This window comes from Psychromonas saccharinae, from assembly GCF_051201515.1.
Lineage (GTDB): Bacteria > Pseudomonadota > Gammaproteobacteria > Enterobacterales > Psychromonadaceae > Psychromonas.
On the sequence record NZ_CP195153.1, the window covers coordinates 1,744,256 to 1,768,683 of the forward strand.

28 protein-coding genes and 1 tRNA gene are annotated in these 24,428 nt (G+C 36.5%); 18 read left to right on the forward strand and 11 right to left on the reverse strand.

Annotated features, from left to right (window positions below):
- Positions 1-8: 8 nt before the first annotated feature.
- The 3 genes from ACR30L_RS07715 to ACR30L_RS07725 form a co-directional block, all read right to left on the reverse strand.
- Positions 9-866: a DUF2989 domain-containing protein gene (locus tag ACR30L_RS07715; protein WP_435237446.1), complete on the reverse strand. Its 858-nt coding sequence runs from the start codon at positions 864-866 to the stop codon at positions 9-11.
- 165 nt (positions 867-1,031) lie between these two features.
- Positions 1,032-2,462 carry a pyruvate kinase gene (gene pyk / locus ACR30L_RS07720; RefSeq protein WP_435237447.1) on the reverse strand — a complete coding sequence of 477 codons (1,431 nt, stop codon included), beginning with the start codon at positions 2,460-2,462 and terminating at the stop codon, positions 1,032-1,034.
- Positions 2,463-2,907: 445 nt separating this feature from the next.
- On the reverse strand, positions 2,908-3,759 hold the full coding sequence (locus ACR30L_RS07725; RefSeq protein ID WP_435237448.1) for a MurR/RpiR family transcriptional regulator: 852 nt from the start codon (positions 3,757-3,759) through the stop codon (positions 2,908-2,910).
- Between the two features lie 382 nt (positions 3,760-4,141).
- Here ACR30L_RS07725 and ACR30L_RS07730 point away from each other — a divergent pair.
- Both ACR30L_RS07730 and ACR30L_RS07735 read left to right on the forward strand, forming a co-directional pair.
- Positions 4,142-4,229, forward strand: a tRNA-Ser gene (locus ACR30L_RS07730).
- A 160-nt stretch (positions 4,230-4,389) separates the two neighbouring features.
- Entirely contained in the window at positions 4,390-5,646 is a 1,257-nt protein-coding gene (locus tag ACR30L_RS07735) for a tyrosine-type recombinase/integrase (protein ID WP_435237449.1), read from the forward strand.
- A 16-nt stretch (positions 5,647-5,662) separates the two neighbouring features.
- On the opposite strand, the gene ACR30L_RS07740 is transcribed toward ACR30L_RS07735, so the two are convergent.
- The 7 genes from ACR30L_RS07740 to ACR30L_RS07770 form a co-directional block, all read right to left on the reverse strand.
- Positions 5,663-5,851 carry a hypothetical protein gene (locus tag ACR30L_RS07740; protein ID WP_435237450.1) on the reverse strand — a complete coding sequence of 63 codons (189 nt, stop codon included), beginning with the start codon at positions 5,849-5,851 and terminating at the stop codon, positions 5,663-5,665.
- Entirely contained in the window at positions 5,851-6,093 is a 243-nt protein-coding gene (locus ACR30L_RS07745; protein WP_435237451.1) for a helix-turn-helix transcriptional regulator, read from the reverse strand. The genes ACR30L_RS07740 and ACR30L_RS07745 overlap by 1 nt, the downstream gene beginning before the upstream one ends.
- Before the next feature lie 65 nt (positions 6,094-6,158).
- Positions 6,159-6,407, reverse strand: a complete 249-nt coding sequence (locus tag ACR30L_RS07750) for a hypothetical protein (protein WP_435237452.1) — start codon at positions 6,405-6,407, stop codon at positions 6,159-6,161.
- A gap of 77 nt (positions 6,408-6,484) precedes the next feature.
- On the reverse strand, positions 6,485-7,303 hold the full coding sequence (locus ACR30L_RS07755; RefSeq protein WP_435237453.1) for a DUF2303 family protein: 819 nt from the start codon (positions 7,301-7,303) through the stop codon (positions 6,485-6,487).
- 48 nt (positions 7,304-7,351) lie between these two features.
- Positions 7,352-7,699, reverse strand: a complete 348-nt coding sequence (locus ACR30L_RS07760) for a hypothetical protein (RefSeq protein WP_435237454.1) — start codon at positions 7,697-7,699, stop codon at positions 7,352-7,354.
- A 33-nt stretch (positions 7,700-7,732) separates the two neighbouring features.
- A complete protein-coding gene (locus tag ACR30L_RS07765; RefSeq protein WP_435237455.1) occupies positions 7,733-7,882 on the reverse strand; it encodes a hypothetical protein in 150 nt (49 codons plus the stop codon).
- 342 nt (positions 7,883-8,224) lie between these two features.
- Entirely contained in the window at positions 8,225-8,854 is a 630-nt protein-coding gene (locus tag ACR30L_RS07770; protein WP_435237456.1) for a LexA family protein, read from the reverse strand.
- Positions 8,855-8,959: 105 nt separating this feature from the next.
- Between ACR30L_RS07770 and ACR30L_RS07775 the strand changes: the two genes are divergently transcribed.
- From ACR30L_RS07775 to ACR30L_RS07820, 10 genes are all read left to right on the forward strand, one after another.
- Positions 8,960-9,136 (forward strand): Cro/CI family transcriptional regulator, encoded by a 177-nt coding sequence (locus ACR30L_RS07775; protein ID WP_435237457.1) that lies wholly within the window; start codon positions 8,960-8,962, stop codon positions 9,134-9,136.
- 46 nt (positions 9,137-9,182) lie between these two features.
- Complete coding sequence (locus ACR30L_RS07780; RefSeq protein ID WP_435234511.1) at positions 9,183-9,614, forward strand: phage regulatory CII family protein; 432 nt, start codon at positions 9,183-9,185, stop codon at positions 9,612-9,614.
- Entirely contained in the window at positions 9,611-9,943 is a 333-nt protein-coding gene (locus tag ACR30L_RS07785) for a hypothetical protein (RefSeq protein WP_435237458.1), read from the forward strand. The genes ACR30L_RS07780 and ACR30L_RS07785 overlap by 4 nt, the downstream gene beginning before the upstream one ends.
- On the forward strand, positions 9,940-10,218 hold the full coding sequence (locus ACR30L_RS07790) for a helix-turn-helix domain-containing protein (protein ID WP_435234509.1): 279 nt from the start codon (positions 9,940-9,942) through the stop codon (positions 10,216-10,218). Before ACR30L_RS07785 ends, ACR30L_RS07790 begins: the two co-directional genes overlap by 4 nt.
- A complete protein-coding gene (locus tag ACR30L_RS07795; protein WP_435237459.1) occupies positions 10,215-11,069 on the forward strand; it encodes a helix-turn-helix domain-containing protein in 855 nt (284 codons plus the stop codon). Before ACR30L_RS07790 ends, ACR30L_RS07795 begins: the two co-directional genes overlap by 4 nt.
- Positions 11,066-11,713 (forward strand): replication protein P, encoded by a 648-nt coding sequence (locus tag ACR30L_RS07800; protein WP_435237460.1) that lies wholly within the window; start codon positions 11,066-11,068, stop codon positions 11,711-11,713. Before ACR30L_RS07795 ends, ACR30L_RS07800 begins: the two co-directional genes overlap by 4 nt.
- Complete coding sequence (locus ACR30L_RS07805) at positions 11,710-12,909, forward strand: tyrosine-type recombinase/integrase (RefSeq protein ID WP_435237461.1); 1,200 nt, start codon at positions 11,710-11,712, stop codon at positions 12,907-12,909. The genes ACR30L_RS07800 and ACR30L_RS07805 overlap by 4 nt, the downstream gene beginning before the upstream one ends.
- Complete coding sequence (locus ACR30L_RS07810; protein ID WP_435234505.1) at positions 12,909-13,109, forward strand: hypothetical protein; 201 nt, start codon at positions 12,909-12,911, stop codon at positions 13,107-13,109. The genes ACR30L_RS07805 and ACR30L_RS07810 overlap by 1 nt, the downstream gene beginning before the upstream one ends.
- Positions 13,097-13,480, forward strand: a complete 384-nt coding sequence (locus tag ACR30L_RS07815) for an antiterminator Q family protein (RefSeq protein WP_435237462.1) — start codon at positions 13,097-13,099, stop codon at positions 13,478-13,480. Before ACR30L_RS07810 ends, ACR30L_RS07815 begins: the two co-directional genes overlap by 13 nt.
- Before the next feature lie 131 nt (positions 13,481-13,611).
- Positions 13,612-14,100: a bacteriohemerythrin gene (locus ACR30L_RS07820; RefSeq protein ID WP_435237463.1), complete on the forward strand. Its 489-nt coding sequence runs from the start codon at positions 13,612-13,614 to the stop codon at positions 14,098-14,100.
- A gap of 22 nt (positions 14,101-14,122) precedes the next feature.
- Here the strand turns inward: ACR30L_RS07820 and ACR30L_RS07825 are convergent, their stop codons facing one another.
- Complete coding sequence (locus tag ACR30L_RS07825) at positions 14,123-14,488, reverse strand: hypothetical protein (RefSeq protein ID WP_435237464.1); 366 nt, start codon at positions 14,486-14,488, stop codon at positions 14,123-14,125.
- 866 nt (positions 14,489-15,354) lie between these two features.
- On the opposite strand from ACR30L_RS07825, the gene ACR30L_RS07830 reads away from it, so the two are divergent.
- From ACR30L_RS07830 to ACR30L_RS07855, 6 genes are all read left to right on the forward strand, one after another.
- Positions 15,355-15,789, forward strand: coding sequence for a hypothetical protein (locus ACR30L_RS07830; RefSeq protein ID WP_435237465.1), 435 nt, complete (start codon positions 15,355-15,357; stop codon positions 15,787-15,789).
- Between the two features lie 267 nt (positions 15,790-16,056).
- Positions 16,057-16,821 carry a hypothetical protein gene (locus ACR30L_RS07835; protein ID WP_435237466.1) on the forward strand — a complete coding sequence of 255 codons (765 nt, stop codon included), beginning with the start codon at positions 16,057-16,059 and terminating at the stop codon, positions 16,819-16,821.
- A gap of 145 nt (positions 16,822-16,966) precedes the next feature.
- Positions 16,967-18,220 (forward strand): DUF6161 domain-containing protein, encoded by a 1,254-nt coding sequence (locus tag ACR30L_RS07840; RefSeq protein WP_435237467.1) that lies wholly within the window; start codon positions 16,967-16,969, stop codon positions 18,218-18,220.
- A gap of 1,002 nt (positions 18,221-19,222) precedes the next feature.
- Positions 19,223-20,254 (forward strand): ABC transporter substrate-binding protein, encoded by a 1,032-nt coding sequence (locus ACR30L_RS07845; RefSeq protein ID WP_435237468.1) that lies wholly within the window; start codon positions 19,223-19,225, stop codon positions 20,252-20,254.
- A 21-nt stretch (positions 20,255-20,275) separates the two neighbouring features.
- Positions 20,276-22,693: a putative bifunctional diguanylate cyclase/phosphodiesterase gene (locus ACR30L_RS07850; protein ID WP_435237469.1), complete on the forward strand. Its 2,418-nt coding sequence runs from the start codon at positions 20,276-20,278 to the stop codon at positions 22,691-22,693.
- Between the two features lie 806 nt (positions 22,694-23,499).
- Positions 23,500-24,195, forward strand: a complete 696-nt coding sequence (locus ACR30L_RS07855) for a hypothetical protein (protein WP_435234493.1) — start codon at positions 23,500-23,502, stop codon at positions 24,193-24,195.
- The last annotated feature ends 233 nt before the right edge of the window (positions 24,196-24,428 follow it).

Here is a 24,428-nt window from a genome sequence, read left to right on the forward strand (position 1 = left end):
TCCATTTATTATTTTAATTGTGGGGCTTTGGTCTTAAATTTGCCTTTTCGTAGTTGTGAATAATAAGTATCTGCAATTTTTTGCAACTCATCTTCATTGTTAATCAGTTTCTTGGATCCTCGATGGCCTTTTTGCAAAATAAGGTCGTAGTTAATCGGCAAGGGATCGTCGTGATTAATTTTATTGGCCATTAACGCCCAGATATAAGCTTGTTCGAAATCTTTATTACGATAATAAATAGTCATCATAAATGTAAACGTCGTTAATGGAATTTCATCTAAAGACTTAGTGAGTTGCAGTGCTTTATAGAATGTATCTAATGCATATTGTGGGTATTCACCGGAGTAGGCACTGGCTAATTTTAACAACATCTTAATGTCTTTATTATTCTTTTTCATGGCAGCTTTCAAGAAAACATTTTTGGCATGTTTGTCTTGAAAGTGTGTCCATAAATAATAGGCAATATGCGGATCCGTGGAATTTTGTATGCCTTCAAGTTTTTCACTTAATAATTTTTGAATGGTTAAATAATTCTCAACACTTTTTTGTTTTTGGGTTTGTTTTTGAGAATATTCCATTAACAAAGTTAATTCTAGGCAAACATCGTAGTCGTCTAATTCATCCAATAGTTTAAGCGTATTCTCTTCACTCGGGGCGACTTTGTCATAATATCTTGCGCGAATAAGGCTACTGCGTTTATAACGGCAATCTATGCCCTTGTGGATATCCGCACACAGTTCTGGGTTGGATTCACAAATATTAGCGACAGTATCTTGGCTACCGCTTGAATCACAAGCAGTAAGGCTGAGCAATAAGCCGGAAAGAAAGGTATATTTAACTAGATTATTATTTATCGGGTAAATCATGTTTTATAGAATGCTCAATTATCATTTTTTGAATAAAGGTAGTTCGACTTTAATATAAAATCTAGCCGATAGGAGCATAATAATAAGGATTAAATATGCAACGCTTCATATTAAAGAGGCGTTGCATTCTCGTTATAACTAACAGTAAATGTCAGTTATTTAAGTTTATACACGTAAAATTTTACAGGTATTGGTCGAGCCTTCATTATTATCATCGCCGTGTGTTAACAGGATTAAATCACCTGTTTCTAAATAACCGGCTGTTTTTAACGTTTCCAATGCATTGCCGATAAATTCAGAGCTATCAAGGGTAATGGAACGGAATTTTACCGGTGTCACACCACGGTACAATGCACAGTAACTTAAGGTTTGTGAATTGCTTGAAAGTGCATAAATAGGTAAACCAGAGCTTAAACGAGACATTAATAATGGTGTTGTACCCGATTCAGTTAATGCAACAATCGCTTTAACGCCAACGGTATGATTTGCCGCAAACATTGTTGTCATTGCAAGTGCTTCACCGGGATCATCAAAGCGATAACCCATACGGTTATTCGATACATTAATACTTGGGTGTTTTTCAGCACCGATACATACATCACTCATTGCTTTAACGGTTTCAACGGGATAATCACCTGCAGCCGTTTCACCGGATAGCATCACCGCATCGGTACCATCTAATACAGCATTGGCAACGTCCATAACTTCTGCACGAGTGGGCATTGGCGCGCTAATCATCGACTCCATCATTTGGGTCGCAGTAATAACAACGCGGTTTAAACGACGTGTTGTGCGGATCATGTTTTTTTGCACACCCACAAGGCGTGCATCACCAATTTCAACACCTAAATCACCACGAGCAACCATTACAACGTCGGAAGCGAGGATAATATCTTCTAGCGCTTCTTGTGTTTCAACGGCCTCTGCACGTTCAACCTTAGCGACAATTTTTGCATTACAGCCTGCTTCATTCGCAAGTTTACGTGCATAGTGAAGGTCGTCACCACAACGAGGGAAGGATACCGCAAGGTAATCACATCCAATTTGAGCGGCAGTAAGAATGTCTCTTTTATCTTTTTCTGTTAATGCTGGTGCAGATAAACCACCGCCTTGTTTATTAATGCCTTTATTATTTGATAACGGACCACCAATAGTGACAACGGTAATGACTTTATTGCCCGACACTTCTTTAACTTGTAATTGTACTCGACCATCGTCAAGTAATAACACATCACCTTGTTCAACTTCCTGTGGTAATGTTTTGTAATCTAGACCTACTGCTTGTTGCGTACCTTGTCCTTTTTCAATGTCACTATCGAGGATAAACGTATCACCAACAGCCAATATAATTTTCTTATCTTTAAAGGTAGATACTCGAATTTTAGGACCTTGTAAGTCACCCATAATAGCGACTTCTTTACCCAATCTTGTCGCAATCTCGCGTACTTGATCTGCACGTCTAACGTGATCAATGGCTTCCCCATGGGAGAAGTTCATTCGCACCATATTGGCACCAGCAGCAATAATTTTCTCTAAATTATTATCTCTATCAGTTGCTGGACCTAATGTAGTTACGATTTTAGTACGTCGTGTCATTCTATACTCCTGTATATGTAGATAAATATATTGATCAAACCGTCCGTGTTAGTCGGCTTTCAATATTCAAGCAAACTCAAGACAAATCCATTCTACTTCAAGTAGTCAGATCATCAAGTTGATATGAATCATAGTTGGTGGTGATTGATATTTATGCAAAAGCAGAGTGAATGTCGATTGATATTCAAGATGTAATAAGAAGTAAGTTAAAAAGCGAACAGATCCTAAGCCGAGCGTTAAAGGCTTAAGGAATTTATTAATCGTTTTTTAATACCTAAGATGTTTGTTTCACTGGGCTAAGTTAATCATATTATCAACGGAGAAATGAAAGGGCATAATGAAAAAGGAAGATAGAAGGGGATATTAAGACAAAAAAGCGGATCAATAATAGACATTATTAATCCGCATTGTGTTTTAAGCTGTGTAGATGAAGCTCAGTCAATCACTATTGAACAAACTTATCAAAGCGAGAATAACGCAGTCCCTCTTTAACATGTTTCAAATTATCGCGAAACTTAGGCCCGCGACGTAAAGTAAACCCCGTTGCCAACACATCAATCAATACCAATTGTGCAATACGCGAAGCCATTGGCATATAAATATCCGTATCTTCTGGAACACTAGTTGAAAGGACTAAATTACTTTGCTCTGCAAGCGGCGAGTCTGCAGCCGTTAATGCAATTATAAACGCATCATTTTCTCTGCCTAATTTTGCTACTTCAACCAAAGCTTTTGTACGTCCAGTGTGCGAAATAAGCACAATGACATCGCCTTCTGAACTGTTAATACAATTCATCTCCTGCATCACAATATCATCAAAGCAAGTGACCGGAATATTGAAGCGGAAAAATTTATTTAAAGCATCGTGCGCAATCGATGAAGATGCGCCTAAACCAAAGAATGAAATTTTATTTGCGGCGGTTAATACATCCACTGCGCGATTAATTAACGAAGTATCCAAAGAATTTTTTGCTACATTTAAACACGCCATAGCAGATTCAAAAATCTTACTAGTATAGGCACCTGGGCCATCATCTTCGTTAACATTGCGGTTAACGTAGGGCGTACCATTGGCTAAACTCTGGGCAAGTTGTAGTTTGAAATCGGGAAAGCCCTTGGTATCTAACCGACGACAAAATCGATTAACCGTTGGTTCACTGACCTTGGCCATTTTAGCAAGTGTTGCAATACTCGAATGGATAGCTGTCTGTGGCGAATCTAAAATAACCTCTGCTACTTTGCGTTCCGATTTGCTAAAGGTGTCTAAATTACGTTGTACTAATTCCAAGGTTTTCATAACTATCCATTTTGTTTAATTAATATAGCGCCTACAGATTATGTCAGTCAGTTTTGATCTGTGTTGTGCTTTATTTGTTATTAAAATTCTTTTCTGTTGTAATTATTTTACGATAACCCGATTTAAATACAAATTTACGACAGATAATCAGTCATTTTACGTTATTTTGTTACAAGAGTAATCTGCACTAGATCAAATATTCTGTATTTTTATTACATTAAATAGCAAAAACAACGTATTTAGCGTCTATTAATAAATTCATATAGAATGCTTAAATCTTAATCTATTCGGTTTGCCTGCGTAAAAAAATACGATTAGTTGTTGATTTTAGAAGGGGAGTTATCTATCATGCGCCTCGCTTCAACAAACTAATGAAGTAATTGGTGACGTGTCCGAGTGGCTGAAGGAGCACGCCTGGAAAGTGTGTAAAGGGCAACCTTTCGAGAGTTCGAATCTCTCCGTCACCGCCACTTCTTAGATCGCATACGCATGTATAAGTACAAAAAACACCGTATAACAAGGTGTTAAAGCAAAAACCTTGTCTATATCAGTCCAATCCAAACCGTGACATACAAACGTTTAAGTGGTATGTTTTGTGGTTCAAAATTACAAGTCAGGAATTTGGACCACATGGCGAAAACAATCCCTCTTACTGCTACTGAAATTAAACAAGCTAAACCTACTTTGCGAAATGGAAAACTTGTAATGCGCAAGTTATCCGATGGAGATGGTTTACAACTTCGTGTTCAACCAAGCGGCAAAAAGACTTGGTTCTTAGATTTTATTAATCCCTACAATAAAAAACGCACAAGTATGAGTTTTGGCGCTTACCCTGCTGTTTCTTTAGCTGATGCGCGAAAGTTAAGAATGGAAGCGCGTGAACTATTAGCAAAAGGGTTGAACCCCAAGGAAGAGCGAGATACAGCTCGTCGATTGGTAACAGAAGAGCATAATAACTCTTTTGAAAAGATTGCGACGCAGTGGTTTAAAATGAAAGAAAATCATATTACGGTGGGGTATGGTAAAGATATTTGGGGATCACTGACAAGACATATTTTTCCCAAACTTGGTGGTTATCCTATTTCACACCTTACCGCCCCGAAAGTTATTGAAGTTATTCGACCTCTTGAAGCAGATGGTAAACTTGATACTATCAAACGGATTTGCCAACGAGTTAATGAGATCATGACATATGCTGTTAATGCTGGATTGATTACTCATAATCCGCTTAGTGGTATCGGTAAAGTATTTAGTCCTGTGCAAACCACTAATAATCCTGCGCTCGAAGTACATCAATTACCAGAATTAATGAGTGCGATTAGTGTTGCAAATATTCGCCTAACAACACGGTGCCTTATCGAATGGCAGTTGCATACTATGACAAGACCAAATGAAGCAGCTAGTGCTAAGTGGTCTGATATTGATTTAGAAAATAAACTTTGGATTATTCCTGCAAGCGTAATGAAAACAAAGGTGATTCATAAAGTCCCTTTGACTGAACAGACTCTTAACCTTCTTGAAATATTAAAGCCTGAAAATGGTCATCGAGAATTTCTTTTCCCTTCATCACACAAACCCAGATGTCATGCTAATGCATCAACTGTCAATATGGCACTTAAACGAATGGGGTTTGGGGGACGTCAAACTGCACATGGTTTTCGCCGACTTGCTAGAACAACGTTGGCGGAAGAAGGGTTTAGCTTTGAAGCATTAGAGGCATGTTTATCTCATAAGGTTGGATCAAGTGTTAGCCAAGCATATAATCATGCAACCTACATGAATCAACGAATGACTATCATGGCGTGGTGGAGTGAACATATTGAAAAAGCAGCGACGGGGAATCACAGTTTAGCAGGGCGAAAAGGACTAAAAGTCGCTAATGTGTAACGATCTATTATTATGACTATTCTGTAATAGTCATATATTCTCCACTTAGTCCTTCGCCATTAATTTTTAAACAATGCTCAACTTTTTCTGCATCATGTTTACTCAAGTGTTGATCAATAATTCGACCACCAATTTTTAATACGTTTGAGCAGGTCGTTGGTATTGTTTGATTGTTAGGGATCCATACTACCGCATAATACAGCACTAAATTGCCACTCGAAGTGATTGTAGGTTAGACACTAATTGCTTGATATCATTTTCACTCTCACCTCTTATCATTGCTTTCATCACAGCATTAAGTTCACTTAATATCCAGCCAACGGCAGTGCCACCAAGACTAATACTTGGTGGAATTAAACCACTATTTACTCGGTTATAAAAAGTAGATTTAGGCATCCCAAACATGTTTTGAGCTTCTTTTGCTCTAATTATCCTAAGTTCTTCCATTTGATTCTCCTTGTAACAATTTTTGTAGATTTGCGCTGCTTGTATTTTTATATCGCGTTCCATTTTTATCCTGCCTTTTTAATCGCATAACATTCTAAGCTGATGTTCTTAACCCATTTGGTCGGTTGTTTATTTAAACTATTTATTACATTTACTTCTTGGGTGATGAGGTTTTGCTTGATCATGAAATCTATCGTTGCATTAACCAATTTTGGAGTATGGTCGAATGCTAATCGGTGTTTCATCTCTTCTACGGTTTTACCCGTAGTGCAAAATATCAATAGCGTGGTGACGATTTGAAAGTTAAGTTTCATGATGTTGCCTTATATCTTGCTTTGGTTGGTGTTGTTGTTTTTGGTACCCCATTGATAAGGGCACCATGGTTTAATGCCTAATCGATTGAACCGATGAAGGTATCAATGTCATTATCCACAAAGGCATTGACCAGAAAGTCTTTAAACTCATTAACGATCTGCTCTTTCACCGTTTCTAGTTGAATAATGCGTAAACATAACTGAGGACGATCACCACCGGTTAAAATACTGACGCGAACGGTAAAGTTGTATTCACTTAAGCCAAGGTAGGGCGTGCAGATAAACTGAATTTTGCTTGGTAGCAGATCTTTACCTTTTGCTTCGATACGCTCCATGGCACTCATGCTTTCACCAAAGTCTTCCACTTTTGAAGTGACTTCACGCGCGGTCTCAATAGTTAAATCACGTAAACGTTGTGCGGCAACGGCATTCGGAATAACTTCCCCTTCACTTGAAAACACAGTGATCACATCTGTCCAGTCTTCGATAAACTCAGAAGCGGTTTTTTGGCTCAAACGTTCACCGTCAACATTCAGAACCGCTTTATATTGTGCTGTTTTTTCTAAGGTGAGGGTGCTTGCATGTTGTTGATGACCTGGTGCTAATTCCGTACCCAAATCGAAGACTGTTTTTGCACGCATTTGGTCTGCATTGATAAAGCAAGTGGCGCCGGCTTGTTCAAACTTTTGTGAATAGGTAATGAAGTCAGCTAAGCTGCTGGTATTCATGCCTAAACGATAGTTAGCGCGATTTTCCATAAAGGCTTCAAGATTGCTTACTTTGAAGTCTTGGGGGGTAACAATACAAGGTGTTTGTGTACCGATGGCTTTTAACTGCTCAATGATTGCCGGAATATGTGCCGATGTTTGAATTTGTTGAATCGCTTCTTTTTGCATTAGTTTTCTCTCTTTATAAGATTGATTAAAATGGTTATCAGAAAATAATTACTGAGTAACGGCTGTCAGATTAAACTGACCGCTAAACTCTTCTTTTGGTTGGTCAATGCTGAGCATGCCGCCTTTACCTACGTACATGGGTGTTTCAGTGGTGGTTTGTTCAGACTTCACGCCGCGTTTTGTAATGGTGATGTGGCTTAGTTTGCTAGCAATCATTACCTGATTGTTGTCACCGACCTGTGAGAATGACAATTCAATGTTTACTTTGCCTTTACGGTTTCCACCGTTGTGAATAATTTGACCTAATGCCACATCACTTAACATGTGTGCGAGTTTTTCTTTGAACATGCCTGCTTCTAATTCACTGACAAAGTTATCTACATTTGTTTTGCTCATGACGAGCTCCTTTGCTTTGGTTGATGTTGTTAATTAATGTTTTGTTTCGTGCTTTGTTTGTAATTGTTTACGAGTCCAATATTCGCGACGGTTATCGCGTACTCGAATTGTGGTGTCGAGTGTTGAAATTGGTACGGGTTTATCCCGATTCGTTAAAAGTTGTGCTAGTGTTATTTGTTGCATTTTGCTTCCCTTTGTTCGGTTGGTGTGGGATTAATATACATTTAAGTATATTTTAATGCAATACGTCTAGGTATATTTATTTTTTGTGGCTAAAAATGGAGAGGTCGAGAGCTAAGATATTTGGATGTTTTTTTAGGGGGTAGAAGATGATTTACGAGCAATAAAAAAGGGCAGAGAGTCCCTTTTTATATTTGATAAAATTTGCCGTTATTAGTTACAATTTTTTTGCCATTAATCCGCTTAAAATACCTCTTAACGTATAAGCTGCTTTTTAGTTGTTTCTTTTAACGTTGAATTTTGCTGTGTTCATGAATGCTTCCGTTCAATTAGGCCTGTTAATTGTTACAACGCTCTACCAACAAAAATTACGACTCCCACAATGGTGCAGTTACCGTTAATTGGTTGTATTTGTGTTGGCCACGAAGGGTTTGCGGCTTTTAGGTATTTGTGCCCACCTTCTATAATTAGTTGTTTGAAGGTAGCTTCATTTTCATCATCTAAACGCGCTACAACGTACTTTCCATTAATAGCCTCCACGTTGGGATCTACAAAAATAAACTCCCCCTCATTAAATGTTGGGCTCATACTCATACCCTGTACTTTTAACAGAAAAGTTTTATCGCTACATTTTACTGGGCAGGGGTAATGCTCCGCTTCGTGGCGGTTAATTTCGTGAATGGCCGTCCAATCACCTGCTTGCACCCAAGATATGACCGGATACATACCTTGCAGCTCTGGGCCAATTTCGACATTGCTAGATTCTTTTATTGGTTCATCTATACCATTAAGCAACCATTCTGGATCACAATTTAGTGCTTTTGCTAATTCAACAATCTTGGTTGTTTTTAACACTTTTCCCGAAATCATTCTATGAATGCTAACTTGGGTTGTCCCTGCCTTATCGGCAAGTTGTTTCTGTGTTAGGCCAAGAGTTTTCATTCGGCTTTTGATGTTTTTCGATAATCTATTCATAACTTATAAATATACCTTAGTGTATATATTTATGTAAAATACTATTGCGTATATACTTTTGACTAATATATACTTGTAAGTATATTATTTTTTTTAGGAGTTTATATGCTTAAGAGTGAAGTGCTCGAATATTTTGGCACCCAAGAAAAAATCGCAAAAGCTTTAAAAATATCCCAAGCATCAGTTTCCAGATGGGGAGCTGTCATTCCTCGCCTCCGTGGTTATGAGATCGAAAAGTTAACTAACGGCAAGCTTAAAGCCGAATTAACACAATCAGTTTAAGTGGCTTTTAAAGATTTGTAATTATTTAAATTTTAAGGAGTAAACAATGGATAGTCTGGATTTAGCCATTCACCAAATGGCACACGTCAATTTACCGCAATTGGCAAAAACAATGGGTATGAATGAACAAAGCTTACGTAACAAGGTAAGTCCAACCAATGAAATAGCAAAGTTGTCAGTTCAGGAGTGGCGGTCAATGATGCTGATCACACAGGATATTCAATCTTTACGTGTATTAGCTGCCGAGTTCGATTTGCAACTGGTGGGGGCAGAAGTTCAAAGCACGTCGGTTTTTAATGCGTTATTAAATTGTAGCAAAGAGCATGGCGATGTGTCGCAAAGTATTCAATTAGCGTTTGAAGATAATTTCTTTAGTGAACGTGAATATTGTGCAGTCGAAAAGGAAATTCAAGAAGCGAAGGATGCATTAGATGTCTTGCTTAAATCAGTACAACAACAAAAAGGAAAACGTTTATGAGAAGCGTAAATGAAAAAGCCCTGCGCAAACAGGGCTCAACACTATCCACAACACCAACCAAAGCATTAGAGGTAGTGGAGGGAGATTACCAACCATTTTCTGGAATTGCAATCAGTTGTTTGCAATTCATTGAACATGAACCTTACACAGCAAGTCTACGGGTGTCTGCGGCTAAACGTCATGGCACTGGGCTGCGAGTTTCTATTAATGGGCGTGACGGTCGTGCTGCTTGCTTTCTAACAAATGCTCAACAAGTCGATGAGCTGGTGATGCGGTTAGAAAAGTTAAAAGTCGATATGTTTGGTAAAAGTGTGGGGGTGGTTGAATGATTACTAAAGTGTATGCAATGGAGTTGGGTAGCTGTACGCGCAAGCTGGTGTTACTTGCACTTGCGTTTAAAGCTGATCGCAACGATGTTTGCTCCGTCAGTTATGATGAACTTGCCGTGGCTTGCTGTATCAATAAACGTACAGCAATGCGCAATGTTAAGCAGTTGGAAAAAGCTGGCTTTATAACCAAATTTAAACCAGGCGGTAATTATACCAACGTGTATCAATTAACGCTGAGCAAGGGTGATATCTCTCTTCTGGAGGCGAACGTATGAGTTTAACGTTAGTAGCGCAAGTATTAGGCATGGATTTAGAAAGCTGTCCCCGTAAGATGGTGTTAATCAAGTTAGCTGATAATGCGAATGACAAAGGTCTTTGTTGGCCGAGTTATGAGCATTTAGCTAAACATTGCAATGTAAGCCGTAGAACTGCAATGAGACATATTGATGATCTTGTTTTAACCGGTTACGTACAGCGTTTTTGGCGTAAAGATGGTGAGCACGGTAATCGCTCAAATTACTTTAAATTAACCTTGGGAAATGGCGATATTTCAACACTTACAATGCGTCGTTTGGAGGCTGAAAATAACAAGAAAAAAGATAATTCCCCCCTAGTGTCAGAAAGTCCAACCCTAGTGCCAGAAAGTCAACCCCTAGTGTCAGAGTGTCAAAATGAACGGACAGAGAGTCAAAATAATCGGTCAGAGAGTCACCCAGAACTAGTCAATGAACCTGTCAATGAACTAGTCATTAATAATATATTGTCTAATTCCACTGATTTACCTCCCAAAAAGCACACTAAAAAACCGAAGTTTATTCGTGAGATTTTTAATCTGTATCCTGCCCACCGTCGAGGGGGCACTGACCAATTGCTTTGGAAGACTTGGAAACAAGAAAAATTAACGGAGCACGATGCGTTAAATATTTTAGATTGGCTAACTCGCGCTGCGCAATCGGATCCACAATGGGGAACCAATGCTAACGGGCAATTTGTGAATGGAATAATTAAATTTATCCGTGAACGAAAATGGTTAACCTCGATCCCCGTTATTCAACAAGCAGCAAGCAATGCGTTGGATATGGACGATATGACCTGGGCTGAGGATTTAAACGAGGGGGTATTATGAAATCTATGAATCAAATTGCGCAATCGCATACGTTTCCACCTTCACATTGTGCGCCTGTGGTAAGCCTAAGTGAGCAAGCTGCGTATGATATCAACGATATTTTTAAATCACTCAAGGCTATTTTTCCGACGTTCAAATTAACGTTTCCGGATGATGAGTCACTTCGTATTGGTAAAAAAGTATGGGTTAAAACCTTGCTAGAAGGGAAGATCACCACCCATGAGCAAATCAGAATTGGCATGAAAAGAGCGCGTGCTTCGGGGGATTTTATGCCCAGTGCCGGTAAGTTTGCGGACTGGTGTCGCATTACCGCTAGCGATATGGGCTTGCCTAGTCGTGAAGATGCATTCCGTGAAGCGATTGGTAACTTAGGGGTATTTATTACCGCAAAGTGGTCTCATCCGGTGGTATTTGAAACCGTTAAACAATCTACTTGCTACGCATTAAAAAATAATACGGAAAAAGAGGCGCGTGCTTTGTTTTATCGCAATTACGCGATCATGGTTGAGCGTGTTCGTCGAGGTGAACAGTTAGATGTATCGATACCCAAAGGTATTACGGCAGAGCCTACATTTCGAGCTGCTTCCCCTGAATTTGAGCAAACCATGCTGACCAATATGAAAAAAATGGTGGGGTTGGTATGAGCAAAACGATTGCCGTTAAAATTTCGGATGCGTTGATTAAACGTTATGCGAAGGATCCAAGTGTTGGGACTTTGCGTGATACGCGTCATCCTGAATTACGGTTTCGTTTTAAATCGGGCGAACGTGGTTCATGGTTTTTAGTGTTGCATCAACAGGGAAAATCATCGTGGAAAAAATTAGGTAATTATCCTGCTGTTAAAGCGGGCAGTGTGCTGAAGTTTTTTCCAGAAGTATTGGCGGAACATCAATTAACAAATAGATCAAATATTGTGTTGCCTGAATGGGAGTCAGTGTCTGATTTATTGGTTTGGTATGAAAACAGAGTGCTATCAAATCGGTTTTTATCATTGAAGCGCAAACGTTCGATTAAGTCGGTGATCAAAGTTCATCTTCAGCCTCGCTTGGGGGAGGTGATGATTGAAGATTTAGACCATGCCTTGCTTGATGAACGATTAGTTTGGCCATTGCAAGAAAAGTATGAACTGTCAACGGTGCGTTTGATTTTATCGGTATTAAAAAAAGCCTGCAAACAAGCAAGAATGCTGAGTTTAATTGCGTTTAATCCCATTTCTGAGATTAAATTTTCTGATTTTACGGATGCACAAATTCAACCGAAAGATTGTGCTTTAAAAGCGAATGCCGTGACATTGCTAAGTGAGCAATTACGGCGTGCTGACGAAATGGAACGCACATTTGTATTAATGATTTTATTGCATGGTTCAAGAATTGGCGAAACACGTTTAGCCCAATGGAAGCATATCGATTTTGTTAAAAAAGTTTGGTTTATTCCTGCTGAAAACACAAAAACTAAAACGGCACATACCTTGCCACTTTCTGATGTGGCCCTGAACGTATTAACTGAATTTAAAAACAATGATGCCCAAGGCTTTATTTTTAAACTGGGTGCCCAAGCTGGTATTTCTGAAACAACTGCAAACGACATTATTCAGCACGTCAGCGAACGTAAATGGTGTGCGCATGATTTAAGAAAGTTTGCCCGAACGACTTGGATGGATTTGGATATTGATTATTTAGTTGGGGAGATGCTGCTTAACCATGTGTTAAATAAAATGGATAAAACCTATATCCACACTCATGCGGATAACTTGATGCGTCGTGCCCTGGTTAAATATCACCATTGGTTAACTGAACAGAGATTAATACCACAGCATGAGCCAGTAGTGGGGTGGGTGTAATGTATGCGATAAGACCGAGAGAGCATGCAAGTTTGATTGCTAATTTACCAACGTTAGAGGAACGGCAAGCCGCACTTGAATTGGTACCGGACGAGTATGTTTCGATGGTGAAAACACATCTTCGTTTAATTTTTATGTTAAGGAGAGCAGCGCGTTTAAAGGAGCAAAGTAATAGGAGTCGAAAAGCATGGGGCAAATAATTTCAAATAATACGGGGTGGTTATTGTCACAGTGGGCTAAATGGGCCAAGCAGGGGCGTTGTACTCCGAACGGTTTTGGTGAAAGCCCTATGTTTAAGGAACTCCCCGAGCAAGAGGCTAAACCAAATTTATTAATTACTGATGATGAAGCCATGTTAATTGATTCGATTATTGCTAAGTTGAAAATACGCGATCGAGAAATGGCAAAAGCCCTGGTAGTTTTTTATTTCAGTGATGGTAATGCATCCCACGTGGCACGGGTTTTATCGGCACAATCGGAGCAAAAGATTAATCGTAAACGTGCCGATGTATTGGTTAAAGCCGGTACTGCTTGGGTAGATGCGGTGTTGTTTATGGGTATAGTAGTATAAAAGAGTGATTATCATTTACTAATGAGTTCTTTTTAGATCTAGCTCATTATTTATTAGTACAGTCATAATATAAAATAAGGAAAAAATGAGTATTTTATCAACCTAACTTACAATGTAAATGGAATGAGATTATGGCATTTATCTGGGATGAATCATTTGTAACAGGCTACGTGGACATAGACGATCAACATTATCACTTAATTAATTTAATTAATGCTTTTGGTGATTTCGTTAAAAGTGGTGAACATTCAGAAGCGGTTATAAAAATCGTCTTTGATGAATTATATGAATATACTTCTTATCATTTTAAAGAAGAAGAGACTGTAATGGAATTACAAGGTATTGCTCCATACTTTTTAGAGTTACATATAAATATTCACAAAGAATTCCTATCAAAAGTAAAACAGATGCATGAGAATGTTTCTATCGATGAGCCTGCTACATTACAAAATTTATATGATTTTTTAGTTCACTGGTTAACGAACCATATTCTAGGGATTGATAAAAATACGACTGCACAAATTAATGCGATTAAGAATGGTTGCGATGCGGAAGATGCTTTTCTGGTGGTGCGTAAAGAAATAAATAAACATTTAAAGCACTCTCAATTATCCATTTAATTCGATTATTGGAATAGGTTTCTTATAAGTTGGAAAGAAGCCATTTCTTTGCATCATCTTCAGACTTAAATATTTGAGCCGCACTGCTATACACTTTTTCTGAAATACTTTGTTGAATACTATTGCAAACAACATAAGCTGTTTTCACACACCCATTTTCTATACACCATTGGTGGTAATTTTCTACGATTGCGATGGCTTCAGGTGAACCGATGGATTCATCATCCCATATCCCTAACTTGGCCCATTTAGTTACATTCTTGCTTAAAATAAATTTCTTAACTTTATTCGTTTCTGCAAGTACACCTTCTTCATTAAAGGGACCTTTAGCATGAATAATTAAGATATTTTCTTCCCAAGAAAATAAAAACTGGCCATGTCTATTCATTAGTAACCTCATTGATTTAAATCAACTCTTTCTTTAGTTATAGTCTAAATTATTTCAATTAATTAAATTTATATTAATATTTTGACTGAAAAATAAAAAAGCTTATGATTAAATTATCAAACTGTGACATTACTGATATAGAGTTGTATATGAAGACCCTAGGAGAACAGTAAATAAGTATGCTGAATCTTTTTAAAAGCATTTTAGACACAGCAATATTAAGTGAGCGTATTAACATATATAACGGGTTTTGTTTTATGATCATTGTTGTATTCAATACAAACAATTTTATACCGAAAACCGTCAATAAATATAGTATCTAATATTTGTGGAAGAAATCTCGATAGAAAGGTTATTTCACTATCATTTTGAGTTTTAGTCAGGTACTCGATTTTATATGTTGTTTCTGGCATGACTTGATCTCTTTTATACAGTTTTATGCTCTGAATTATATTTAAAATAAGTTTATTAATATTGATCTTGATTGGTAATGAGTCTTTTTAGTTAAATTAATATAAAACTTAAAATTTACATTATCCTTTTGATTATTCTATAAAAATATTCTTAATAAAGAATCAAACTGTGACATTTGCGAGATGGGATTTTTTATTAATGCGCAGAGAGTCCTTTAGATACGTAGGCCATAGTGTTTTTAAATATTTATCATAGAGGAAAATATTTAAGGGTAAATTTTGTGGGATATTGATTTGATGGATAAGCATTTTTTTTGTTTTTACATGGTTAAATATACTATTGAAAATGTATTTTTATATCAATGTTAACAAATTTATATATTCAGTATTTCTGTAGTAAATATGTGGTTTTTAGGTTTAATAAGCTATTAGGTTATTATTTAGGAGTTACACATGGAGTTCAGTGATCTTCAAATTATCATTATTTCTTTTACAATTGTTCAAACAATCGTAGCTTTATGGTTAAAGGCTAGAATTACTTATTCAATAAGATATGAATATGATAAGAAGTTAGAGAATTATAAAATAGAACAATTGCGAAAAGATAAAGCAGCTGTAATTGCTGAATTTTTAGCTGAGTGGACTCATCTAGAAGGGAGCAATACAAAAAGATTAAATCAGCTTTTATGGGAGCTTTCTTTATATTTACCATCTGAGTTAGTCAAAGATGTGCAGTCTATGGTAAGTCACGGTGAGGGGAAAACAGCCCCTGAAGTTTTAGTTGCAGTAAGAGATCACCTACTGGATGGGAAAGATAAAATTGCGCAAGAGCACATATCTCACTTTAAACACCCAGATAATCAATCAATGCAAAACGAGTTGTCTTAAACGTAACCTAATAAGTCAATTTAAACGGAATAAAAACAGTTGGCTATGTTTCGTTCCTCAACAAGTTTAGCCAATTATTTTTGTCCGCTTAATGTGGGAGTAGAGGTTTTAGAATAACTCGTTTTTTATAAAGGTATAATAATTTATGATTTTCAAGTTGTTGTTTTATCAGAATATAATATTTTATAAATGGCTGTCTTTTCTTGAAAATAGAGAAATTCTACAGCCTCGTTATGTGCCTACACTGGTTAGGAGTTAAATTTTCTCGTGAGTATTAATTTAAAGCTTGTTCAGTTTAGAAAGAAAATTCGAGTGAACCAAAAGAAAGTCATCGATACAATAATCGGTGATCATTCTACGCAAAGCTGCATTTTTTGTGGTGAAACATCGTTCCTTACTAAGGAACATGTCATACCTCAATGGGTGTATAACCGCTGTACAAAGCGAACATTTGTAACGACCACGAATGGAGTTTCACAAACGTATAATAAGACTACATTACCTGCATGTAAAGATTGTAACTCCAATATTTTAGGGGCTTTGGAAAGGCACTTGAAGCATGAATTTGAAAAGACTGACGCTAGTATTCAAGGGTTCTCTAATGAGACTTTGGAGCTAATCATTTTATGGCTTCAAACACTAGAGTATAAGTTTCAAGTATTGGATTTACGAAGAAATTTAAATAAAGTTAAAGGAGCTGATTATATTCCTTTTATAGGTAAAATGCCGATATCGATGTTCCAAGGTTCACCTGATACTAGTCCTGCTAAAGTTTTTTCAAATCTAAGAGCCTCTTTAAAGGCTTTGAGTATCAAATCAAAATCGAAGAAGTTAAATTCTCTCTGTGTTATTTACACAAAGAATCAAGACTTTCATTTTTTTCATGCGTCGAATGAGTTTATATTTATTGAGTTAGCAGAGTATGGTGTAGCATTTTTCTTTTTCTATAACAGGATTTTTGACGACAATGCAGATGCAATTATTGCGGCCCGAGAAATTGTCGAAGACCACTACTCTGATAAGGGCACATAACAAGACAATAAAAATCGGACGTATTACGGCTGTCTCAGTTTCTGCTGAAAACAAAAAGCGCGCGAAAACAGCGTCAACTTATGCGCCATTTATTGTGGCGTTAGCATTACCTTAGAAAGGTTATTAAATCTAAATTGGAGTAGTTTTGAAAAGAGTAATATCAGTTACATTGATTGATGTGACAAGTAAAAAAGTCAACTTTGACGATTTAGATACCCTATACAATTTTGCAAAAGCGCAAAGTAAATATTGGGCTAATGCTTTTGAAGAGTATAAGAACACTCAGAATAAAAACCATCCATATATTAGTAGTTATAATAAATTTAATGCTTTAATTAAATTAATTGATGGTTGGGATACCAAATTAGATACTTGGGATGATGAGCATTTAAATCAACAAATTAAGAATAATCAGCAAGGCGTTTTTAATCCGATTCGTCAAGATTGGTTATGGAGTGGTCATCCATTTACACCTGCTTTTTTAGAGTGTAATAAATCATATGGACTTCAAGGAGCAACTTCTTTCATTACATTTATTGTAAAGAATCAGATTAATAACCCTAATCAAAAAGACAGCTTTATTGGTAATCTCCTCGCGTATGAGTTTGAATTGCAAGATTCAGATCTAACGAAGAGAAGAAACAGCGAAAAAGCATCATTGGGTGAGCTACGAAATCAACTAGATGAAACTACGCAAAAATTAACTGGTGAGGTAGAAAAATTTAAAGATGACTTTTCCTCTTGGGATGAAACGACTAAATCTTCTTGGCAAGAGTGGGTAAAAAAAACATCTTTAGAATATGATACTCAGCAAGAAACACATACAACTAAACTTGCAGAGTTACAAAAAAATCAAGAAGATGAGTTTATCGTTTATATGGAAGATTGCCGAACTCGTATTGCAGATTTGGAAAATATCTATCAAGAAAAATTAAGGTTAGAAAAGCCAGCTGAATACTGGAAGAAATCAGCCAGAAAATATGGGGTGCAAGGAGGTTTGTGGGCAATTGCACTAATTGCAGCAATCTGCCTTGGACTAGTTTATTTTTATGATTTTTTCAATTTATGGTTAAAAGGTCAAGAAATAGCAATAAAACTGCATTCGCTGCAAGGAGCTGTAATTTTTGGTTCAATATTAGCTGTTTATGCATTCCTAGTTAAAACTATTTCTAAGCTTACATTTAGCTCTCTCCATCTTATGAGAGATTCGGAGGAAAGAGAGCAATTAACATACTTATATTTATCTTTAAATAACGATGGACAAATTGATCATTCATCCAGAGAATTAATTTTACAGGCATTATTTAGTCGTTCAGAAACAGGGCTTTTGGCCGGAGAGTCTAGCCCTACACTGCCAGTGCAGGATTTACTAAAAGCAATTTTGAAAAGTAAGTCATGAGTATGAAATGCTAACAAGTTTATCAATTGGACGTATTACGGTTGTCATCGTTTTTGCAAAAGAAAAAGCGCAAAAATAACACCAAACTACACGCCAGTTATTAAGGTGTGAGGTTGTAGAATAACTAGCTTTTCATAAATTCATAAAAAATCATGATTTTTAACTTGTTGTTTTATTTGATTATTAAATTTTTAAAATGGTTGTCTGTTCTTGAAAATAGATAAATTCTACAGCTTCGTTAGCCTGATTAAATCTTTGTTGACTAATTCCTGGAAACGCGCAGAAGATAAATAATTTTTTATTTATAAGAGTCTAGTTAAACTGAGACATTACCGAGATGGAATTTTTTGACGATTATTGATGCGTTCAATAATAGTAAGGATTACAGCGTTTTTAAATATTTATCATAGGGGAACATGTTTAGCGGTAAAATGGAGGAATATTGTATTGATGGTGTTTGTTAGCCCTTTCCTAATAACGAGTGGAAAAAGCTATATTTCTTTATTGTGTAAAGGGGAAGACGACCATTTAGAACGCCTTCATATTAGCACCTTCAATTACATGTAACGGGGGTTATGGTAAATGCAGATATACGCCTAAGGCGTTTGCGCTCCCAAAGCGAGCTAGAAAAATAGAAATAATAATCTAAATTAATATTAATCTGACAGGCGGCTTCAAGCTCAAAGCAGACGGTGGTGTTGTAATAACTTAAGGCCGCTGAGAGCCTTGAGCGGACATTATATAAATTGCTTTTCTGCCCTTAGCCACAACTAAACGATTAGATATTGCATATATCTCAGCTATTGAAGTGATTTAGAAGGTTAATATTGGAAAAGTAAACAAATAGGAATAGTTTATTTATAATCAAAAACACCGGTTATTCATTAGTGGCTATACGTTACAGAACGAATGTTTATACGGACATGATCGCTAAATAATTAAATATAGCCTAAAGTTATTCATGAAAAATACACGATTAAATAGATAAAAGGCTAATTTTATATGCGTTTCCTACATGTTATTACTATTTTACTTACCTACCTGCTTTGTTCATTTTCATTGGCAGATGAAATTAAAATATTTACATGGGAAGATAATTTTTCACCCAAGGTGATTAGTGACTTTGAAAAGCAAAGCGGTCATACGATAAAACAGATTTATTTTGACAGTGAAATGCTTCGTGATCAGGTTGTATATACAAATAAAGCAAACGTATATGATCTGTTTGTTGTTGATAACCTGACACTCGAAGTCTTAATTGCAAAAGGCATTGTTAGTGAGTTAGCAAACTCTTTGCTAGGTGACTCATCTAATTTTAGGGCCGACGCCAATACCGCCTGTGGAAAGTATGGTATTCCACAGGCATTTGGTTCAATGGGAATCGGTTACCGTAGCTCAAAAGTGAGTAAACCTTTGACATCATGGATGGATGTATTCGAGTATGCCAAGCAGGTACCAGGTAGTGTCATTATTCCGAATGAGAATATTGATACAACAGCTATTGCGCTTATGGCTCTGGGATATAAACCAATGAGTACAAATGAATCCGAGTTAAAAGAAGCTTATCAGTTACTTAATAGCGTTATTACGAATTTACTTGCTTTTAGAAATGGCTTTGGCTACGCAATGGATAAAGGCAAAGAGTCGAAAGCGGAAGTGATGGTATTTTATTCCGGAGAAAAAGAGAATATAGAGAAGGTAACTGAACAAGATGATTGGGTATATACAATTCCAAATGAAGGAACCCTACTATGGCATGAATGTTTGTCATCTCATCGTGATAAGCCGATGAATCAGGCGACAATAGATTTTGTTAAGTTTATAAACACACCTAATAATGCGATTAAAAACGCCCAAGAATTTTGGTTTGCAACACCAAATAAAGCAGCACTGAAGTTAGCAAGTGACGATTATAGAAATGATCAGGAGTTATTTCCTACAAACTTGTCTGTCGATCGTAGTTTTCATTATGAGCGACTTGATAAAGCTACATTAAATACCAGATCTAAAATAATAAGTGTACTTTCTAAATAAGAACTGAGTATCGCATTGCCTATGAAACTATCAGTTAAAATTAATTTTATTTTATTGCCCGTAATGATTGTTGTTTTCTCTATAGCGGGCATATTTTCCTATAATACTCAAACAAACCTCCTATTTTCATCGTTGTCTGATGAAATTAAGTATGAACTTCAACGTATTGCAGGAAGCTTAGAAGACTCAGTCCGTGAGGTCGACTTTTTAAATCAAATGGCATTAGGTAGTCAAAAAATTCAACGTTTGTTAAGTGAAAGGGAGTCTGGGGGAGATAAGGATTTATTACAAAATGAATTTCTTGAATATATTAATCAATTAGATTTACGTAATAATGAGATTAAAAGCTTTGGCTTATTGGACGCTGAAAAAAATGAAATCATATTTATTGATTATACGGATCCTTTTGCAAGTTTTCATTTCACTGATCTTTTAAATGTTCATTTAGCGTATATTGATAAAAATATAAAAGAACAGGGTATTTCATATATAGAGCCGTCCCGTATTCAATATCATACAACGGAAGAGGGGGAAAATGAAATAACCTTGATTCGTACTTTTTCACCTGAACAGCCCATTTCAAGTTTGTCATTTTCTAAGGGACATTCAATTTATACGGCAATCATTTCAGTTACCTTACGACATGAAAAGAGCTTTTTAGACTTACTGAAAAATAAATGGGGTAACCATGTACAACTTACTGTGTTATCCCGAGGAAGTAAGTCTCATATTAATGGTGATTATGAACTAAAGCCGTTACCCCAATCTGTATCGGGTTTTGGCTTTCAGTTAATTGATCAACTTTGGGATATTACTATCACTATTTCTGACTCCTACCTCGTAAATTTATATCGACCATACCAAATACTTTTTATTTTTATTGTGCTACTTGTTACTTGCGCAACATTTCTCATTATTAAGTTCTTGATAAAAATACAGATAATTGCACCCGTTATAAAATTAACAAAACAGGTGCAAAAGGCATCCTTTGGAAATGAAATTCATATACAACAGTTGCAAGGCAATGATGAAATATCTTTATTGACCAATAAATACCATGATCTGATAATGGATATTAATGATTCGACAAAACGCGATACTTTGACTGGCTTACCAAACCGAAAAAAGTTTAATCTTAATCTAAAGCGTATTGTTGATAAAAGTATCCAACATGGAGAAAAATGTGCCGTTATTTTTTTTGATTTAGATAATTTTAAAAAGGTTAATGATAAATACGGGCATCAATTCGGTGATGAGTTACTGCGGGAATTTTCTCAGCAACTAGTAGAAAGTGTTGTAGATTTCGATTGGGATAAATTGGGCGTGGCGGAATTTGAATTTGCTCGAATTTCCGGAGATGAATTCACTATTATTATTTCCGATATTAAAAGGTTGGAAGTGCTAAATGTTTTTGCTAAAAAAATCATGTCACTATTTGAAGACGGATTTAAATATAATGGACAACACTTGGATTTGGGAATAAGCATCGGAATTTCTGTTTGTCCTGATGATGCTGAAAATATATTTGATATTGTAAAAAATGCAGATACCGCTATGTATTATGCCAAACGAGATCCCAAAAATAGTTATAAATTTTATTCGTTAGAGTTAGAAAGCGAAATGAAATATTACGATATGATCTCAGCGAGTTTAAAGGAAGCTTTGCAACTCGAAGAGTTTTACCTCGTCTTCATGCCTATTTTTGATTGTCAAGATGGCTCTTTAAAAGGGGCCGAAGCGCTACTAAGATCTACATCAACCCATTTACTTTCTTGTGGGCCCGATGAATTTATTCCTGTCGCAGAATCAACCGGTCTTATCAAAGAAATTGATTATTGGGTTATTGATGCTTCTCTACAGCACCTAGCACAATGGATTAAAGATTTTGATTTTGATGGTATATTGGCGATTAACTTTTCTTCATGGCAATTAAAAAATCCTCATTTTGTTAATAAAGTAGCGTCTCTGATTAAGAAGCACCAGATACCTCCTCAGCATATTGAATTGGAAATTACCGAAACCTGTTTTGTACCTGGAGAAATCCGAAATGTTGAGATGCTATCTGCACTTCATCGTTTAGGTGTGAAGCTTTCTCTTGATGATTTTGGTACTGGCTTTACCGCATTCAGCCAGCTTATTGATTACCCTGTGGATTCACTTAAAATTGATCGGATGTTTATTGATGCAATTAGTGCAGATCATAGCCAGGATAAAACTCTTGTAGATATTATTGTAGAAATTGGCAAACTTTATGATTTGAATGTAATTGCAGAAGGTGTTGAAACAGAGTTGCAGTTAGAATGCATTCGTAAATTAGGATGTCAACAGGCTCAGGGGTTCCTTTTATCTAAACCTATTTCTGAAGATGTTTTTATTAATTTATGGAAATCGAACCATAACCTTGATTGTTTTATTCAGAGTTTCTCCAAATTCAATTAGCTTATTCCAGATGAAATGATCCCAACTGAGCGTGATAGGCGGTTCTGTTAATAAGAAACCTCCTCGCCCTAAGTATAGACTCAGGTAAGGCGGACTAGAAGTAAGACTCTATTTCATCTAAGTTATATAAAAGGTTAATGTCTGCTTTGTCGGAACAGATGACATTAATGACAGAACTTCCAATGACCGCTTTGGTGGCTTTTGAGACAGTCATATTTTTACTAAAACCTGTAAACTCAAATTGAATTTCAGCTACTACACTCAGGGGAATTAATGATTTCCCTAACTCGCGATGTGCCCCTTTGTGACTTAGAAACTTACAATACGTTGTTAGCGCAAGTAATGTAAGGAACCTAAAATAACATGCACAAAATGACTATTATGTTAAAGATTCATTTTTTCTTTCTTGTTGGGTTATGTTTTTTGGATGTTAGTATAATAGTTTAGTTAAACTGTGACATTACCGAGATGGGATTTTTTGACGATTCTTGATGCGCCCAATAATGGCAAGGGTTACAGCGTTTTCAAATATTTATCATAGTAGAACATGTTTTATCCCTAATTAGCCTTGTAAACGTATAGTTTGGCTAAGTGAGTCATGATTGGATAGAAGCTATATTGTAAAAAATTTAAATATCTACTTGATCATGTGGACCCACTGAAGTAGTCTAAATCCCATAAAGTGAGATTTTTACGCCTCGACATTGTTCGGGGCGTTTTTGTATCTGCGCTAAATTAATCTGAAAAATACAATTAACCCCTTATGGCTTCGGCTATATGGGGTTTTTTTATGCCTGGAGAAAAGTATGGAACTTATTCAAATCAATCCTGATACCCAAACGATGTCATCGTTGGATTTAGCCCAACTATGTGTTGGTGATAAAAAAGATGCGCATTCTGATTTCGTTAAGAAAATGAGGAAAGTGCTAGGTGAATCTATGCTCGGAAATTTTTCCGAGCTTATAAAATATGCAAAAGGCACTCGTACTATTTACAACCTGCCTGAACGTGAAGCTTGTTTAATGGCCATGTCTTATTCCTATGAGTTACAGGCTTATGTTTATGATGCGTGGCAAGCATCGAAAAAACCATTAAGCCCTAAAGAATTAGCTTTTATGGTTATCCAAGCGGAAGAAGCAAAAGAGCGTGCAGAATTTGAAATCACGCGACTTCAAGGTGTATGCAATACAATCACTGCACAATTTTGTCCTGGCGTGACTGTTCCCAAGTTCTGCAAACAATTAAACGGTGTCAATGTTCAACAAGTTAATAACACACTTATTGATATGGGATATTTACGCCGTACTAATACGGGCATTGTGCCGGTTGCTTATGCACGTGATCGTTATTTCAAAGAAGAACAAAATAAGTTTAATGGGAAGATGCGAGCTAAAGCGGTATTAACCTTGGTTGGTGCTAAGTGGTTATATCGTGCATACCTCAGTAATAAATTACCGATGCGCAGCGATTGGGATAATAAAATGTCTCATCTTGTTTTCTAGTTGAATTAAATACAATTCCTTTTTTGCCTCGTTCATTCTCCAGGTGGGCGGGGCTTTTTTATATCTATTTTTTGAGGTTCGTATGGTCAATAAAATTAAAAGCTTAACGAGTGGTGACAAGATTGCCATCTTAATTCCTTTCATTGTAGTTTGTTTAGTGGTCGTTGGGTTGACGTTCCCACCGGGGATAATTCAATCGATGAGTTATAAATCTGTTGTTGCTGTGATTGCCT

What these genes read in the sequence shown, in the direction of transcription:
- pyk (WP_435237447.1), bottom strand. Translation starts at nt 2,462, where the DNA reads ATGACACGACGTACTAAAATCGTAACTACATTAGGTCCAGCAACTGAT.
- ACR30L_RS07805 (WP_435237461.1), top strand. Translation starts at nt 11,710, where the DNA reads ATGAGCAAAACGATTGCCGTTAAAATTTCGGATGCGTTGATTAAACGT.
- ACR30L_RS07825 (WP_435237464.1), bottom strand. Translation starts at nt 14,488, where the DNA reads ATGAATAGACATGGCCAGTTTTTATTTTCTTGGGAAGAAAATATCTTA.
- ACR30L_RS07755 (WP_435237453.1), bottom strand. Translation starts at nt 7,303, where the DNA reads ATGCAAAAAGAAGCGATTCAACAAATTCAAACATCGGCACATATTCCG.
- ACR30L_RS07820 (WP_435237463.1), top strand. Translation starts at nt 13,612, where the DNA reads ATGGCATTTATCTGGGATGAATCATTTGTAACAGGCTACGTGGACATA.
- ACR30L_RS07800 (WP_435237460.1), top strand. Translation starts at nt 11,066, where the DNA reads ATGAAATCTATGAATCAAATTGCGCAATCGCATACGTTTCCACCTTCA.
- ACR30L_RS07745 (WP_435237451.1), bottom strand. Translation starts at nt 6,093, where the DNA reads ATGGAAGAACTTAGGATAATTAGAGCAAAAGAAGCTCAAAACATGTTT.
- ACR30L_RS07810 (WP_435234505.1), top strand. Translation starts at nt 12,909, where the DNA reads ATGTATGCGATAAGACCGAGAGAGCATGCAAGTTTGATTGCTAATTTA.
- ACR30L_RS07785 (WP_435237458.1), top strand. Translation starts at nt 9,611, where the DNA reads ATGAGAAGCGTAAATGAAAAAGCCCTGCGCAAACAGGGCTCAACACTA.
- ACR30L_RS07765 (WP_435237455.1), bottom strand. Translation starts at nt 7,882, where the DNA reads ATGCAACAAATAACACTAGCACAACTTTTAACGAATCGGGATAAACCC.
- ACR30L_RS07830 (WP_435237465.1), top strand. Translation starts at nt 15,355, where the DNA reads ATGGAGTTCAGTGATCTTCAAATTATCATTATTTCTTTTACAATTGTT.
- ACR30L_RS07725 (WP_435237448.1), bottom strand. Translation starts at nt 3,759, where the DNA reads ATGAAAACCTTGGAATTAGTACAACGTAATTTAGACACCTTTAGCAAA.
- ACR30L_RS07795 (WP_435237459.1), top strand. Translation starts at nt 10,215, where the DNA reads ATGAGTTTAACGTTAGTAGCGCAAGTATTAGGCATGGATTTAGAAAGC.
- ACR30L_RS07750 (WP_435237452.1), bottom strand. Translation starts at nt 6,407, where the DNA reads ATGAAACTTAACTTTCAAATCGTCACCACGCTATTGATATTTTGCACT.
- ACR30L_RS07845 (WP_435237468.1), top strand. Translation starts at nt 19,223, where the DNA reads ATGCGTTTCCTACATGTTATTACTATTTTACTTACCTACCTGCTTTGT.
- ACR30L_RS07760 (WP_435237454.1), bottom strand. Translation starts at nt 7,699, where the DNA reads ATGAGCAAAACAAATGTAGATAACTTTGTCAGTGAATTAGAAGCAGGC.
- ACR30L_RS07780 (WP_435234511.1), top strand. Translation starts at nt 9,183, where the DNA reads ATGGATAGTCTGGATTTAGCCATTCACCAAATGGCACACGTCAATTTA.
- ACR30L_RS07775 (WP_435237457.1), top strand. Translation starts at nt 8,960, where the DNA reads ATGCTTAAGAGTGAAGTGCTCGAATATTTTGGCACCCAAGAAAAAATC.
- ACR30L_RS07790 (WP_435234509.1), top strand. Translation starts at nt 9,940, where the DNA reads ATGATTACTAAAGTGTATGCAATGGAGTTGGGTAGCTGTACGCGCAAG.
- ACR30L_RS07770 (WP_435237456.1), bottom strand. Translation starts at nt 8,854, where the DNA reads ATGAATAGATTATCGAAAAACATCAAAAGCCGAATGAAAACTCTTGGC.
- ACR30L_RS07715 (WP_435237446.1), bottom strand. Translation starts at nt 866, where the DNA reads ATGATTTACCCGATAAATAATAATCTAGTTAAATATACCTTTCTTTCC.
- ACR30L_RS07855 (WP_435234493.1), top strand. Translation starts at nt 23,500, where the DNA reads ATGGAACTTATTCAAATCAATCCTGATACCCAAACGATGTCATCGTTG.
- ACR30L_RS07735 (WP_435237449.1), top strand. Translation starts at nt 4,390, where the DNA reads ATGGCGAAAACAATCCCTCTTACTGCTACTGAAATTAAACAAGCTAAA.
- ACR30L_RS07815 (WP_435237462.1), top strand. Translation starts at nt 13,097, where the DNA reads ATGGGGCAAATAATTTCAAATAATACGGGGTGGTTATTGTCACAGTGG.
- ACR30L_RS07850 (WP_435237469.1), top strand. Translation starts at nt 20,276, where the DNA reads ATGAAACTATCAGTTAAAATTAATTTTATTTTATTGCCCGTAATGATT.